This is a genomic window from Bacillus sp. 2B09, from assembly GCF_003946835.1.
In the GTDB taxonomy this organism is placed as follows: Bacteria; Bacillota; Bacilli; order Bacillales; family Bacillaceae; genus Bacillus; species Bacillus altitudinis.
In genome coordinates this window covers 646230-661298 of sequence record NZ_RPSG01000001.1, presented here as the reverse complement: position 1 = coordinate 661298, position 15069 = coordinate 646230, and the positions used below count along the sequence as shown (strand labels likewise).

General features: G+C 35.8%; 15 protein-coding genes, 1 tRNA gene and 2 pseudogenes. 10 read left to right on the top strand and 8 right to left on the bottom strand.

Going from position 1 to position 15069, the window contains the following annotated elements; all coding sequences use genetic code 11:
• Positions 1-35 precede the first annotated feature (35 nt).
• The 3 genes from EBQ12_RS03400 (at position 36) to EBQ12_RS03390 (ending at position 2530) form a co-directional block, all read left to right on the top strand.
• A complete protein-coding gene (locus EBQ12_RS03400) occupies positions 36-1154 on the top strand; it encodes a methionine biosynthesis PLP-dependent protein (protein ID WP_125589035.1) in 1119 nt (372 codons plus the stop codon).
• A complete protein-coding gene (gene metC, locus EBQ12_RS03395; protein ID WP_125589033.1) occupies positions 1151-2329 on the top strand; it encodes a cystathionine beta-lyase in 1179 nt (392 codons plus the stop codon). The genes EBQ12_RS03400 and metC overlap by 4 nt, the downstream gene beginning before the upstream one ends.
• Positions 2330-2457: 128 nt before the next feature.
• Positions 2458-2530, top strand: a tRNA-Val gene (locus tag EBQ12_RS03390).
• Between the two features lie 157 nt (positions 2531-2687).
• Here the strand turns inward: EBQ12_RS03390 and EBQ12_RS03385 are convergent.
• The 5 genes from EBQ12_RS03385 to EBQ12_RS03360 form a co-directional block, all read right to left on the bottom strand.
• Entirely contained in the window at positions 2688-3632 is a 945-nt protein-coding gene (locus tag EBQ12_RS03385; protein ID WP_125589031.1) for an acetyl-CoA carboxylase carboxyltransferase subunit alpha, read from the bottom strand.
• Positions 3633-3664: 32 nt separating this feature from the next.
• Positions 3665-4111, bottom strand: a complete 447-nt coding sequence (locus tag EBQ12_RS03380; protein ID WP_008348375.1) for a MarR family winged helix-turn-helix transcriptional regulator — start codon at positions 4109-4111, stop codon at positions 3665-3667.
• 780 nt (positions 4112-4891) lie between these two features.
• The gene (locus EBQ12_RS03370; protein ID WP_017359639.1) at positions 4892-5098 is read right to left on the bottom strand and encodes a hypothetical protein; all 207 of its coding nucleotides are present in this window, start codon (positions 5096-5098) and stop codon (positions 4892-4894) included.
• Between the two features lie 523 nt (positions 5099-5621).
• The gene (locus EBQ12_RS03365) at positions 5622-6845 is read right to left on the bottom strand and encodes a CynX/NimT family MFS transporter (protein WP_125589029.1); all 1224 of its coding nucleotides are present in this window, start codon (positions 6843-6845) and stop codon (positions 5622-5624) included.
• A gap of 87 nt (positions 6846-6932) precedes the next feature.
• The gene (locus tag EBQ12_RS03360) at positions 6933-7730 is read right to left on the bottom strand and encodes a dihydrodipicolinate synthase family protein (RefSeq protein WP_017359637.1); all 798 of its coding nucleotides are present in this window, start codon (positions 7728-7730) and stop codon (positions 6933-6935) included.
• A gap of 288 nt (positions 7731-8018) precedes the next feature.
• Here EBQ12_RS03360 and EBQ12_RS03355 point away from each other — a divergent pair, with 288 nt between their 5' ends.
• From EBQ12_RS03355 to EBQ12_RS03335, 5 genes and pseudogenes are all read left to right on the top strand, one after another.
• The gene (locus tag EBQ12_RS03355; protein ID WP_057079671.1) at positions 8019-8933 is read left to right on the top strand and encodes a LysR family transcriptional regulator; all 915 of its coding nucleotides are present in this window, start codon (positions 8019-8021) and stop codon (positions 8931-8933) included.
• A 116-nt stretch (positions 8934-9049) separates the two neighbouring features.
• Positions 9050-9157, top strand: a pseudogene (locus tag EBQ12_RS19485) (sialate O-acetylesterase); the annotation flags it as partial.
• Positions 9158-9267: 110 nt separating this feature from the next.
• On the top strand, positions 9268-9930 hold the full coding sequence (gene catA, locus EBQ12_RS03345) for a type A chloramphenicol O-acetyltransferase (protein ID WP_125589027.1): 663 nt from the start codon (positions 9268-9270) through the stop codon (positions 9928-9930).
• Positions 9931-10136: 206 nt separating this feature from the next.
• Positions 10137-11255 carry a Rap family tetratricopeptide repeat protein gene (locus EBQ12_RS03340; protein WP_113747584.1) on the top strand — a complete coding sequence of 373 codons (1119 nt, stop codon included), beginning with the start codon at positions 10137-10139 and terminating at the stop codon, positions 11253-11255.
• Positions 11245-11421 (top strand): hypothetical protein, encoded by a 177-nt coding sequence (locus EBQ12_RS03335; RefSeq protein WP_046527481.1) that lies wholly within the window; start codon positions 11245-11247, stop codon positions 11419-11421. Before EBQ12_RS03340 ends, EBQ12_RS03335 begins: the two co-directional genes overlap by 11 nt.
• Positions 11422-11609: 188 nt before the next feature.
• Here the strand turns inward: EBQ12_RS03335 and EBQ12_RS03330 are convergent, their stop codons facing one another.
• The gene (locus EBQ12_RS03330; protein WP_048003230.1) at positions 11610-12569 is read right to left on the bottom strand and encodes a DUF6414 family protein; all 960 of its coding nucleotides are present in this window, start codon (positions 12567-12569) and stop codon (positions 11610-11612) included.
• A gap of 402 nt (positions 12570-12971) precedes the next feature.
• Here EBQ12_RS03330 and EBQ12_RS03325 point away from each other — a divergent pair, with 402 nt between their 5' ends.
• Positions 12972-13655 (top strand): hypothetical protein, encoded by a 684-nt coding sequence (locus EBQ12_RS03325; protein ID WP_125589025.1) that lies wholly within the window; start codon positions 12972-12974, stop codon positions 13653-13655.
• A 47-nt stretch (positions 13656-13702) separates the two neighbouring features.
• Here the strand turns inward: EBQ12_RS03325 and EBQ12_RS19675 are convergent.
• A pseudogene (locus tag EBQ12_RS19675) lies at positions 13703-13793 on the bottom strand (cysteate racemase); the annotation flags it as partial.
• 179 nt (positions 13794-13972) lie between these two features.
• Here EBQ12_RS19675 and EBQ12_RS03315 point away from each other — a divergent pair.
• On the top strand, positions 13973-14497 hold the full coding sequence (locus tag EBQ12_RS03315) for a DinB family protein (RefSeq protein WP_125589023.1): 525 nt from the start codon (positions 13973-13975) through the stop codon (positions 14495-14497).
• A gap of 4 nt (positions 14498-14501) precedes the next feature.
• On the opposite strand, the gene EBQ12_RS03310 is transcribed toward EBQ12_RS03315, so the two are convergent.
• Positions 14502-15065, bottom strand: coding sequence for a GNAT family N-acetyltransferase (locus EBQ12_RS03310; protein ID WP_125589021.1), 564 nt, complete (start codon positions 15063-15065; stop codon positions 14502-14504).
• Positions 15066-15069: the final 4 nt, after the last annotated feature.

Here is a 15069-nt window from a genome sequence, read left to right as displayed (position 1 = left end):
TTTTGAAATTAGATTTTTACTTAGGATGGTGTCAAATGACAGAACATGTGGAAACGAAGTTAGCGCAAATTGGAAACCGCAGCGAAGAGGCGACTGGAACTGTCAGTCCTCCCGTTTATCTTTCAACAGCTTACAGACATAGAGGCATTGGGGAATCAACAGGATTTGATTATATTCGGACGAAAAACCCAACAAGGCAGCTTGTAGAAGATGCGATTGCTTCACTCGAAGAAGGAACGGCCGGTTTTGCCTTCAGTTCGGGAATGGCTGCCATCCAAACGATCATGGCGCTGTTTGAGAGCGGGGATGAACTCATTGTTTCATCAGATTTATATGGCGGTACTTACCGTCTATTTGAAAACGAATGGAAAAAGTACGGACTGCGCTTTGTTTATGATGATTTTTCAGATGAAGACTGTTTACGCTCTAAAATGACGCCAAATACAAAAGCCGTCTTTATTGAAACGCCAACAAATCCACTCATGCAGGAAGCGGATATTCAAAAGGTTGCGAAAATCGCTAAAGAACACGGTGCATTGGTCATTGTGGATAACACCTTTTATACGCCCGTCTTGCAAAAACCGATTACACTCGGAGCGGACATTGTCATTCATAGTGCCACCAAATATTTAGGCGGACATAACGATGTTCTTGCCGGACTTGTCGTCACAAAAGGGGAGCATCTATCTGAAGGCATGTTCCAGCATCAAAACGCCATCGGAGCGGTTTTATCTCCATTTGACTCATGGCTTTTAATGAGAGGAATGAAAACATTGGCGCTGAGAATGCGCCAGCACGAAGCAAATGCGAAAGAATTAGCTGACTTTCTAAATCAGCAGCCGGAAATTCAAGATGTCCTTTACCCAGGAAAGGGAGGCATGCTGTCATTCCGAGTAGCCAAAGAGGACTGGGTCAATCCATTTTTAAAGAAGCTGAAAACGATTTGTTTTGCTGAAAGCCTTGGCGGAGTCGAAAGCTTCATTACGTATCCTGCAACGCAAACGCACATGGATATTCCAGAAGAGATTCGCATCGCAAACGGTGTGTGTAACAAATTGCTCCGTTTCTCAGTCGGGATTGAGCATGTGGAGGACCTAAAAGCAGACCTAAAACAGGCACTATCAAATGTGAAAGAGGAGGTACACACGAAATGACCACACACGATTGGACACTAGAAACACAACTCGTTCATAATGCGTTTAAAACAGACCGTTCAACAGGTGCAGTCAGTGTACCGATTCAACATGCATCGACGTTTCACCAAAGCAGCTTCGATGATTTTGGTCAATATGACTACTCCCGATCAGGCACCCCTACACGTCAGGCATTAGAGGATACCATTGCAGCGCTAGAAGGAGGAACAAGGGGTCTTGCCTTTGCGTCAGGCATGGCAGCCATTTCAACCGCTTTTCTTCTATTATCAAAAGGAGATCACGTTCTTGTTACAAGAGATGTGTACGGCGGGACTTTCCGAATGATCACCCAAGTTCTTTCAAGATTTGGGATTGAGCATACCTTTGTGGACATGACCAATTTGAATGAAGTGAAACAAGGTATTCAATCAAATACAAAAGTCATTTACATGGAAACACCGTCAAATCCTACACTCGGTATTACAGATATTGAAGGTGTCGTACAGATTGCGAAAGAACATGACTGTCTGACTTTCTTAGATAATACGTTTTTAACGCCTGCGCTTCAGCGTCCGCTGGACCTTGGTGTTGACGTTGTTCTGCACAGCGCAACGAAATTTTTAAGCGGCCACAGTGATGTACTGTCAGGCTTAGCCGTGGTGAAAGATGAGAAGCTAGGAGACGAACTTTATTCGCTGCAAAACTCCTTCGGCGCGGTGCTTGGCGTACAGGATTGCTGGCTTGTGCTTAGAGGATTAAAGACCCTTCAAGTCAGATTAGAAAAAGCCAGTCAAACCGCATTAGAACTGGCTACATTCCTAAAAGAACATCCTGCGGTCAAAAAAGTATATTACCCGGGATTAGATGATCACCCAGGGGCAGACATTCAGCGGAAACAGGCGAGCGGTGCAGGTGCTGTTCTTTCATTTGAACTAGAAAACCAAGCGGCTGTCAAAGAATTGGTCGATGGCGTCACATTACCTGTATTCGCTGTCAGCCTTGGCGCCGTCGAATCCATTCTGTCATACCCAGCCAAAATGTCACATGCCGCTATGCCAAAAGAAGAAAGAGAAAAAAGAGGCATCACGGATGGTTTACTTCGATTAAGTGTGGGCGTAGAAAACGGAGAAGACCTCAAAAGGGACTTCAAACAAGCACTAGATCAACTAAAGCCAGCTCTTGTGAACCAATCATAAAAGTCAGTGAAAAGCCGGTGCAGATACCGGCTTTGTGCCTTTTTTGAACAAAACCATTGACGTCTGACGATGATGGTTATATAATAGAGACTGTCAGTAACAGAAAGCCCAGAACTGATACATAACCCGATTCCGTAGCTCAGCTGGGAGAGCGCTACCTTGACAGGGTAGAGGTCGCTGGTTCGAGCCCAGTCGGAATCATCGTTTAAACCCTTGCCTAGCAAGGGTTTTTTGTTTTTTGACAACGAATTTTTGTTCTGTTTCTTTTGGTTGGGGACGAATTGGGGACGAACTTTATCCACCAGATTGGATTTTTAGAATCAAAAAATCCCTTTTCCATACCGATCACACACTATTTTCATTTATAATTCTCTATTTGTCTATACTTTTCATATCGCTGTTGTATAAGCACTTCCGAGGATAATGGTATCAATTTTTTTAGAGATGATTCAATCACAGATTCAATCAATTTTGCCTGTGATTTTATATCATTTTGTGCTCCACCCTTAATTTCAGGAATGATTTCATCAATAATTCCTAAATGCTTTAAATCTTTTGCTGAAATTTTCATGTGTTTAGCAGCTTCTGGAGCATACTTAGCATCCTTCCATAGGATAGAGGCTGCTCCTTCTGGCGAAATGACTGAGTACCATGAATACTCTAACATATGGATATGGTTACCGACACTAATACCAAGAGCTCCACCACTTGATGCCTCTCCAATTACAATACAAACAATTGGCACTTTAAGTGTAGCCATTTCCAATAGATTTCGAGCTATCGCTTCAGAAATTCCACGTTCTTCAGACCCTTTGCCTGGATAGGCGCCAATTGTATCAATAAATGTAATAATAGGGCGATTAAATTTATCAGCTTGTTTCATCAGTCTTAGCGCTTTTCTATAACCTTCTGGATGTGCCATTCCAAAATTTCTTTCTATATTTTCCTTTGTACTTCTCCCTCTTTGATGACCAATAACCGTAACGGGCATCCCTTTAAATTTTGCAATACCACCTATCATTGCTTGATCATCACCATATAATCGATCACCATGAAGTTCGAAAAAGTTTGTAAACAATAAAGGTATATAATCCAATGTCGTGGGCCGGTTACGTAGCCTTGCAATTTGAACTCGTTGAAAAGGTGTAAGATTAGAATAAATTTCATCTTGCATTTTATTTAAACGTTTTTCTAATTCTTGAATTTCTGATGATAAATCTACATTATGTTCTTTCATCATTTTCTTTAATTCATCAAATTTCTCTTTTAGTTCAATAATAGGACGTTCAAAATCCAAACTCATTTTATCCTCCAAAGGGTATGATTTACCTCACTCTAATCAAAAGACTTAGAAATAGAATCAATAAATAATTCAAAACCATCCACAACTATTTTTTGTTCTGATTCTGATAAATTATTGAGGATACGTTGATAAAATGTAAGGGATTGTTCTCTTAAGCGATTAACAGTAATGTGACCTTTTTCTGTGAGGTGCAGAAAAAGTTCTCTTCTGTTTTTTTCATTTACTTCACGATAAACAAGTCCCTTTTTTACTAACTTATCTACCAATCTACTTACAGTTGAAGTCTCTAATCTAAGTTTATTGGATAGTTGCCAAACAGTTAATTTTTCCATCTCTATTTCCTCTAACGCCATCATTTGAGAAGTTGGTAGAGGTTTTTCAAATGGTCCATTGGGCAAATTTTGAGATTCAAAAACCCCAGTTATTATAATCATTTTCTTAATATCTGATCTTAGTTTTAAGGCATCTTCTCTTTTCAAAAAGGTCACCCTCCTAAAATTCATGTATGATACATCAATTGTATTATACATGAATATGTTTTTTTCACAAGTTTAACGTAATCCAATATTAAAATAAGGAAGAGATATTTTTACTTGTTAAAATGGTATAAACCGATTTATTTTATTAATATAAATGAGAAGCAGTTGCCCGAGGTCTTTCAGTATGTAGAGCGGAAACAGTGTTTCGCTTATGCAGAAGCATGCTATATAGTATATGCAGATGAGCATGGGAAACAAGGTCGATTTGAAGAAGCTACGGCTGCTGATCAAAAGGTATTAGAAACACATCTCAAAACGTATAGGCAAAATGAAAACAGACCATGCAGGGTCTGTTTTTTTATGGGGACGGATTGGGTGCGAACCCTTTCAGTTTTCTTCAGGAGTGCACTTTTTTTATTAGAAAGGCTTAGCATAGAATCTTATTAAATCAGTCTTTTTAAGAGAACATCTGGAAGTTTCGGATAAGGTCATTCACCTTGACGGGGAGAGATCGCTGGTTCGAACCCAGTCGGATTCATATGAAAAGATGTTGATACAGAGCCATTCTTGAGATAGTCGAGAGTGGCTTTTGTATTTCTAAAACAAAAAAACATTAGTGAAATGAAAAACCACACTGTATTTTTCAGTGTGGTCAATTTAAGATACGACAGGTGAGCCATTTAACAATACAATAGTTTCATAGTGTGATTAAGATCATAAAACCGTATTTTGGTAACCTTATCTCTACTATTGAAGGGCTCATTATCCTGTTTTTCATAGCTACACCTTCGAAGAGTCATCAATCTTTCTTTTTTTGTAGTCTTTTATTAAGCTTGAAACAGTTAAACCAATTACAACAAAAGCTACTACATAAAATAAAATGTTTGTTACAGGTGTATCAATTTTTCCTAAAATCAATACAATAGCGATAATAGCGGCGGGTAAAGTAATTAACAAACTTTTTGATGCCTTATTTTCCTGTGTCACTAATCAAGTACCTCCTTATTGTTTCAGCATTGTGTTTTAGTTCATTTTAAAAAAAGAACAACATGATGGTTCTAGCAACCCACCATGCTACATTTTCACTTCCATTCACTTTAAGAGCGCCTGTATAGTGTTCAAGAGTGATTAGAATGGTTTCGAATTTTGCTTCTGCAGAAGGTGTGAATAAAAAAAGTTCCTGAAACCGTGGATATTATTAAACCTTTTGAAAGTTTTTTTCATAATGAATATGTATGCATATTGGTTCTCCATCTCTAATGAATGTTATCATTTGTAAATAAATGAAGTAATTGGGTTATTTGTTATAGGGGTTGAACGGTCCTTGACAGGGGAGAGGTTGCAGGATCGAGTTTAGCCGGAATCATCATTAAAACCCTTGCTAAGCAAGGGTTTTTTGACAACAGATATTTGTTTTATTTTTTTGAAAAGGGACGAATTGGGGAAGAAGTTACTAACTCAAAACCTTTACGATGCATGTGTCATAAAAATTCTTAATGAATGTTGCTATTTATTTAGCAGAAGTAACATATACGTTCTTACCAGAATTTACACCAGTAATTAAAATTATGACTGAAATGAAGATTAGCATGAACAGAGGAACAGTCCAATGATAAGTAATGTCATGTAACCAGCCGAATAAAATAGGTCCTATCGCTGCTAATAGATAGCCTAAAGACTGTGCCATACCAGATAATTCTGCTGCTTCTTGTGTATTTTTTGTGCGTAAACTAAAAAACATCATGGCTAAGCTAAAGGCCATTCCAATGCCAATCCCAATCATTATCATCCACAGAGGTATAAGGAATGACACGCCATATAAAATGCCCATTAAGCCAACAACAAGCAAGAGAAATGAAATCCATACTAATATCTGTTGTTTGCTAAAACGTCCAGCTAAAATAGGTACAATAAATGTAGCAGGAAGCATTGAAAGTTGCATCAATGATAGCATCCATCCACCTTCATTAGCATTTAGCCCTTTAGTTTCAAGAATTTCAGGAATCCATGATATGACTGTGAAAAATACAAAGGACTGAGACCCCATAAACAATGTAACATTCCACGCTAGCTTAGAACGCCAAAGGCTGATAGGTCTTTTCTTATTCTCTTTTCGAAAAAAATCCAAAGATTCTTGGTTGTTCCTTAGTTTTGGTACCCAAAATATCATGGTAAGAAGAGTTAAGATTCCCCAGCAACCCAGAGAACCTGACCATCCGAAACCTAATGATGAAGAAATGGGGGCGCTAATCCCTGAACCAATAGCGCCAAATAAATTCATAGAAACAGCATATAGGCCTGTCATCAAACCTAATTTGTTTGCAAAATGATGTTTAATGAAGCTAGGTAATAAAACATTACAAATCGCAATTGAAGAACCGATTATGACGGTTCCTAAAAATAACGTGTCCACTCTACCAAAAGAACGTATTCCAATTCCAACTAATAATAATGCTATCGACATAAACAGTGTTAATTCCATACTCAAACGGCGAGTGATCTTGGGGGCAAAAGGAGAAAACAATGCGAATGTGAATAAAATGGCTGTAGGAATTGTACCAGCTAATGTGTTAGAGATACCAAGATGATCACGAATGGAAGACAATACTGGACCGACTGATGTAATTGGGGCCCTAAGATTTGCTGCAATTAGAATAACACCAACAACAGTTAATATCTTTTTATTTGTCTGCATACTCGATCTTTTCTTTTGCTCCGTTTGTGGAATACTCATGGCAGCTATAGACCCCTCCAAATCTTTTATAACGAATTGGGGCAAGCTGGATGAAACGATTCGAACCTGCTTGCAATGAATTAATAATTATCGAATGGGAGAACGACACCTACCTACCTTTATGCCTAAAGCATTGTAATGGTTTTTAATATTGACAATCGCATGTCCACGTGTCACCTCATCGATTAGTTGATTTATTTTTTGAAGATTCACAGGCTTATTTGCAACTAAGTCACTAAAAAATGTTTGAATCTCTTTTGGATAAACATTTCCTACCATACTAGAAAGCCCGTTACATCCGTTTAATATTTTTTCAGTGAGGTTTACGTCCCCTCCAGCGAACATGATAAAGTCATCTGGTAAAGTTGTATTTTTCAGGCGTCTAACATCACTCTCTTCTTTCATCCCAACCAAATGAGAGTGTTTTTGATTCATAAGAGTGTGAAATGAGTCAGCACTTAATTCAAACCCCGTGCGCAAAGGATTATTATAAAGAACAACATGTTTTGTGGTTTGCTCTAACAATTCATTCATGTAAGACATCGCTTGTTCCTGAGTTGGTAGGATATAAGGAGGAAATTGAATGAGAATCGAGTCGAAAACTGAATCCTCAAGATGTTCAATCAATTTTATTGCATTTTTTGTCGTTGTAGCTGATACACCAAACATTAGTTCAACATGTTTAAAGTCCTGCTGATTAAAAAAATCAATAATTTGTATCCTTTCTTCAATACTCATTGAATTTTGTTCACCTGTAGTTGCAGATACGAGTAGTGAATCAATACCATTTTCAGCTAAATACTCAACGATTGGTTTAAATCCATCCAAGTACAGACTTTCATCTTCATGAAAGGGGGTTGGAATCGCGACATTTAAATTCTTCACTTGTTTTAACCTCCTACATTAAAATTTTTATACTTTCTAAAAAATGTTACTTGTTCTCGTTATATCGACTGACCTCCTTTACATGGTTTGAAGAAATTATTTGTGCATGTAAGTCTAGCCTTCATGTAATAGTCTAAGACACTTATTTTTATAGAACAATTCAATTATTTATATAATAACTATAGTTTGTACCTATGGTTTTATTTGTATAATAATGTATATTAGATGTTAATATTTAAAAATCATAAAGTTTGTACTTGTGAAAATTTCTATTTAGGAGTCGGAAGAATGGAATTAAAGCAATTAGAGTATTTTTATACAATGTGTCAAGAACTGCATTTTACAAAAGCTGCTGAAAAGGTTGGAATATCTCAACCATCTTTAAGCCAGCAAATCAAACTTTTAGAACATGAAATTGGAACACCTTTGTTTGATCGTATTGGTAAGAAAACGACTCTTACTGAATCAGGAAAACTCCTATTAAAATATACTCGCAATATTTTTCACGAAATTGAACAAGCAAAAATATCGATCAATGAATTGAATGGGCTTCAAAGAGGATCAATCTCAATTGGGACATTACTAACAGTCGAGAACTATCTTATTCCACCGGCATTATCTAAATTTCATCAGCAATATCCAGCTGTTAAAATTTCTGTACTAGGTCTCCGTACTGGGGATATTCAAAAACACTTAATAGAAAATAGAGTGGACTTAGGGATTGTGTTTTTACCAATGAAAGGGGATGAATTTGAAACAATCTCTTTATACACGGAAGATATGGCTTTTGCAGTACCTGTTAAACACCCCCTGGCACAAAGTGAAAAGTTGGGGTTAGAAGTATTAGAAGAAACTGCTTCAATTTTGTTTCCTGAGCAATTTTACATCAGACAGTTTATCAACAAAAGTTGTAAAGATATTGGCTTTCTACCCAATCCTATTTTTGAAGTAACAACTATGCAGTCATTAATTAATATGGTGGTAGATGGCATAGGGATAACGGTCTTACCGACTCCTTATCTTGAATACTTAAACGAACCTCAATTAAAGATTATTCCTATAAAGAACGCTAATTTGATTAGAAGTGTAGGAATCGTTTATAGGAAGGATAAACATCTAGGAGCAGCCATTCACATTTTCATTGATATATTAAAAGAGATTGCTTTTGATTTGAACTATGTTTATGAGTCGAGAAAGAAGTAATCGTTTTTAAGGGAATTTCAAGAGATTGTTGAAATTCTAGAAATCACAGAGCAAGGGTAAACTGATTACGTTCAAGCAAATACATTTTTGATAAAATATTTAGAGGGGGGAAAGATATGAAGTCATTTTTACTAATTGGACAATCAAATATGGCGGGGCGAGGCTTCAAGCATGAAGTGCCACCAATTTATAATGAAAGAATCATGATGTTGCGAAATGGTAGACTTTGAATAAACAGAAACATGATATATCTTGTGAAAGGATGATTGTGGTGGTAAAAACAGATAAAGCTTCCTCCTGAATACATGAAATAACATTCAGGAGGAGATAAAAAATGTTTGAACAAATAGATGAAAATTATCCGAGAAAAGAGCACTTTCATCATTATATGACGGTAACCCGATGCACATATAGTCTGGTGATCGATCTAGACATCACAAAATTGTATGCAATATTAAAAGAAAAAAGGCTAAAAGTATATCCTGTGCAAATTTATTTGTTAGCAAGAGCTGTGCAAAAAATACCGGAATTTCGGATGGATCAAGTGAACGATGCACTTGGTTACTGGGAGATTCTCCATCCTAGTTATACGATTTTAAATAAAGAAACAAAGACGTTTTCAAGTATTTGGACGCCTTATGACGAAAACTTTGCTCGGTTTTATAAAAGCTGTGTAGCGGACATGGACACTTATAGCAAAAGCAGCAGCCTATTTCCGAAACCTCATATGCCAGAAAACATGTTCAATATTTCAAGTCTGCCGTGGATTGATTTTACTTCTTTTAACCTTAATGTATCTACAGATATAACTTATTTACTACCAATATTTACGTTAGGTCAATTTAAGATGAAAGAAGAAAAAATCATCTTGCCAGTCGCGATTCAAGTCCATCATGCTGTTTGTGATGGCTATCATGTCGGTCAATATGTTGAATATATGAGGTGGCTTATTGAACATTGTGAAGAGTGGTTAAATGATTCAATGCAAATTACCTGAAGACAAAAGGTGTTCTCATGGAAATCTAGAAGATGAAGGCAGACTGAAATGAGTCTGCCTTTTTGTTTTGTGATGAGAATGAAAATGTTCCAAAGGTTTACTAAGGCTATATTTGTTCTTTTTGCGGTTTCTTTTCGGTGCTTTGTAAATTCTTGTATGTGATAATAAATGTCATATAAGGGAGTTCAGTGGAAGGGGGATAAGGGATGGAGAAAGTTCTTTCTTCACATGTAGGTGTGAAAATCAATGAATGGTATAAAATGATTCGGCAATTCAGTGTACCTGATGCAGAGATTTTGAAAGCTGAGGTCGAACGAGAAATTGAACGAATGGAAGAGGATCAAGATCTGCTCATTTATTATCAATTGATGTGTTTTCGCCATCAGCTTATGCTCGATTATATTAAACCTTCAGAAAAACGATCGCCTTCTGTTTCTGAATTGGTTGATAAAATTGAGAATTCTAATCATCAACTTTCGGGTATGTTGCAATATTACAATGCTTTTTTTAGAGGAATGTATGAATTTAGTAAGAAAGAATATGTACAGGCTATTCAATATTACAAGATCGCTGAAAGGCAGCTTGCACTGGTTGTCGATGATATTGAGCAAGCGGAGTTTCACTTCAAGGTGGCTGAAGCCTACTATATTATGAAACAAACTCATGTGTCTATGCATCACATCATAAAGGCGCTAGATATTTATAAAGAACATGAGCAGTATAAAGTTCGCCAAATTCAAAGTCTAATTGTCATTGCAGGAAATTATGATGATTTCATGAGATATGAAAAGTCGTTGCAACATTTAAAGACTGCTTATTCAATTGCTGTGGGCGCAAACGATCAACGTTTAGTAGCAAAAACATTATTAAATATTGGTAATACATATGATAGGCAATCAAAGTATACAGAGGCAATAAAGCATTATAAAGAAGTGTTAGATGTTATTTCTTCGGAAAAAAGTGACATAAAGCCAATTACTTTATTTAGTTTGTGTTGGTCGTTGTACAAGTCTAATCAAACTGATGAAGCGGATCTGCTCGTTGAAGATGGACTTATATATTCCTTAAAGGTAAATGATTCGCTAAGTGTCTTGTTATTTAAAGCATTAAAAGCTATTTATATGGATACTAATGAACAAGCTTTGAAAGAAGTGTTTGATATTTTTGAAGAAAAGAAACTACATGTCTATGTGGAAGCATTTGCTCAAAGTGTCGGATTATTTTATGAAAAAAAAGGGGACTTTGAAAAAGCTGCCGAATATTACAGAAAGGCTCTTAAGGCTCAAAATGATATTCAAAAAGGAGAGTGTCTATATGATTATTAAAAGGGTGCTATTCATAGTAAGCATTGTATTATTGAGTGTATCAACTGTAGAAACGATGAAGATCATTGAAACAAAGTCGATTCGAAATACAACAATGGAAGAACAACAAAAAACTGATCGAAACACGACTTTGATTGACCGAAATGCAACATCTGAAAATGTATAGATAAAAACAGACCTTAAGGGGGTCTGTTTTTATATACAACTAAACTTCTCCATTTTTTTGCAGAAATCCCTTTTAAATCAGAAAAACCTGTTAAAAAATTTTAATATATCAGTTTATAACAGTGTTAAGTATAAATGCAGTTCATTTAATTTTTTTCCAACATGAAAAAGTTCGCTTTTCCATTTAAATTATTCAAAATAAATTGCAATCGGTGTAACTAATAAATCACCTGATTTAATAATATTAAAGCTTCCTAAAACGATATCCAGCATAAAATTAGGAACTTCATGCAATTGATCTGGGGAGATTGTTTCTAAACCAGTTCCATCATAAACTTCATCTTTTTTTCTTATAATTCTAGCTAAGAATTTTATATTTTTACCATTATTTCCTCTAAAGGATAAAGATTCAGGAGACTCACGAAGATATTCTTTTTTTACAAGTCCTATATTTGTTTCTGATTTTATTATTGAATGACCGCCTAAAATTTTGGAAGAATATGAACTGAGAATATCTAGGGTACTATATAAATTTAATATAGGACTTAGTTCTTTTCTTTTTTCGACCATGTTTTTCGCTTCCTTTATCAAAGTTGGATCTTGTTTTGTACCTTTCGCTTTTTTTATAATATTTTCTGCTTCTTCAACATTTTTTATTGATTGATCATCTTCATATAACATAAAAGTTTCTAATGCATCTGGATTTAATGCGTTACTTAACAACTCAAAATCAAAAAATGTAAAAGGGCCCTCACCGAAATAGAGATCACCTTCATGTAGTTCATCTTGATTACTCATTAATAAATTTCCAGATTTTAATTTTTCCAATAGTAATACAAGAGAATAATCATGAAAGGATTTATTGAGAATGTCTTTATGTCCTTCTAATAAAGTTTCAGAATCTAATGACATTGCATCAGATTTCCCTCCAATATTACCTGAGAGACCAATATTTACACCAGGAAGCCATCCAGAACCTCCACTAGCATTAAATGCTAACGTCGCACTTTTCCCAGATGAATCTCTTGTTCCAGATGAGAGAGATTTTTGAGTGTCATCATGTTGAGCATAATCAGTGATTATTCCTTGATCAATTTGGGCTAGAATTGAGTTTACTAGTTCTGTATCTAAATATACTATTTCCTTCATTAGGATCCCCCCTTGTTTACATGAGGATAATTATACCATATGTGATTAAGAGAAATTTAAGGAATAATTGGTTTGATGAAATTAACATAAAAATACAGATGATATACCAACGTTCTTTTGAATAGAGAAATCCTAACTTCGATTGTGTGAGATCTCTTTTATATTAGTACTTATTAAATATAAAAGAGGGATTTTTGGCAGGTACAGAATACATATCGCAAGCTACTTAGCAGGGTATAATTTAGATTAAGTAATTAGGGAGATTTTGAAACTTTTTATAAAGTTATTGCGTATTAACTCATAACCTATTCTGATTGAGTAGGCATAATTGAATATTGAAATAGTGTTTCTTGTAGTTGATCTAATAAAATTGCGTGATGTTATTTAAATAGGAGGAAATTTATGGCTAGATCTGCATTACATCCTAAAACAAATGAAAAAATATCGATTGAAGATTGGGAGTTATATTATAAAGAGATAAAACCAAGATGCATGATTTGTGGTAATGATCTTTACATTAGATCAGGTAATACACCCAGTTCAGCTAAACATTTTATTCATTTTCCTCATTCTAATTGTCCATCTATTCCGAATAATAGAGAAAGATATAACAAACTCAAGCCTATCGAAAAAGATTATAAAAATGCCAAGTCAGTAAAAAAGCAATTTTTGAGTAACATGTGGACAGTATATGAAAAATGCAGGAGTTTGCTGGATGGAGAGCTTAAACTAAAAGATTTTAAAGATATGGTTTCTAGAGCTACTGAGAAAAATATTTGGCTCTATAAAAGTTTGACATTAGATTATTTACCTTATGTTCTATTAGTCAATTATGGTGTTTTCCAAAAAGGAAGAAAACGTAACAAAGTTTATCTTGTTTTGGATTCTCAACTATCAAACTATGAAGATCTTTGGATTGAGTCCAAAATAAAGCAAAAAATATGGAAGGTATACCCAGATGAATTTCTAATTGAAGAGTTTGACATTGATTTCAATTTCACAACTTCTTCTTTGTCACCTGATTATTTTCTTTTTTATGTCACAGGTTTACAAGGGGAAAATGAAGGTGATTTTTTAAAATGGTAAACAAAGAATGTGGCACTTCAATATGCATTAAGTTGTTCAATCTAATTCACAGCTGGTGTATGTGAAATGATTTTTTTTCATCAGGTCAATCGTTGCTAAAGGACCCATCCCGTCCATAATACCAATCGTTATAGACATAGATATCACCACATTTCATTTTTTTCTATTATAAAAAAGAAAGCATGGTGATCGTTATAGAAAAGTTCTATTTGTATATATAAGTTTGATCAAAAGCGCCTTTGTTTGTCTTGAGGTATTAAGTTACAATCTATCCAAAATCCATTAGAATAAAAGAAAATGGATAAAGGAGCAACCATATGAATTTCAATTTAAATGAAGCTTTGGATATGTTGAGTCGAACTCCTCGTACATTAGAAAGTCTTTTGTCAGGTTTATCGAAGGATTGGCTCCACAGTCGTGAAGGGGAGGGAACGTGGAATCCCGTTGAAGTCATTGAACATTTGATTGAAGCAGAGAAATTCAACTGGATTCCCCGATTAAATGTCATTCTTGCTGATGGAGAGAATACCCCATTTCCTGCATTTGACCGCTACGCCCATTTGAATCAAACTGAAAGACAGATAGAACAAGCACTAGCGGAGTTTCATCATGTGCGGATGGAGAATGTGGCATACATTCAGCGTATGACACATTCAAGTCTTGACCTAGAAAAAAGGGGCGTCCATCCAGAATTCGGCATCGTGCAAGTGAGCGAATTACTTTCTGCGTGGGTTGTCCATGATTTCACCCATATCTCCCAAATTGTTCGGATCATGGCGGAACGATATCGAACCGATGTAGGACCGTGGAGCGCTTATTTAGGGATTTTAAATAGGAAATAAATGTTTAATGACGCTTCGCGGCCCACTCAGATTGAAGAATGGCATATTGATACTCATCGACCCAATGTCCTTTTGACATATAATTTTGCAGCAAATGTCCTTCGCGTCTCATGTCTAAACGTTCCAGCACTCGAATAGATTTTTCGTTGCGTACATCTGTAAAGGCAATGATTTTATGCTTGTTCAGTGTAGTGAAAATATATTCGATCATTGAATTCAAGGCTTCGTGAATATAGCCCTTTCCTTGAAATTCAGGCGCTAGTGTAAATCCTATTTCAACGATTCTAGGCTCGCTGCCGAGTGTATGAATGGCGCAATCTCCTATCAGCTGATTGGATTCAGATAAAGCAATCGCGTATTGAAACCACGTCCCTGGTTGATTAGGTTGTTGCGTCATTTGGTGTTGAACAAATGATTCAGCGTCTTCGTGCGTGTAGTTTCCCCAGGATTGAAATGTGGCAATAGAGGGATTTGATCGGTATTGATAAAATGCTTCAATATCCTGCTGATCAAACTGACGAATCACGACCCGGTTTGTTCTTGTAAATATGCTGTTTGCATTCTTCATGTGT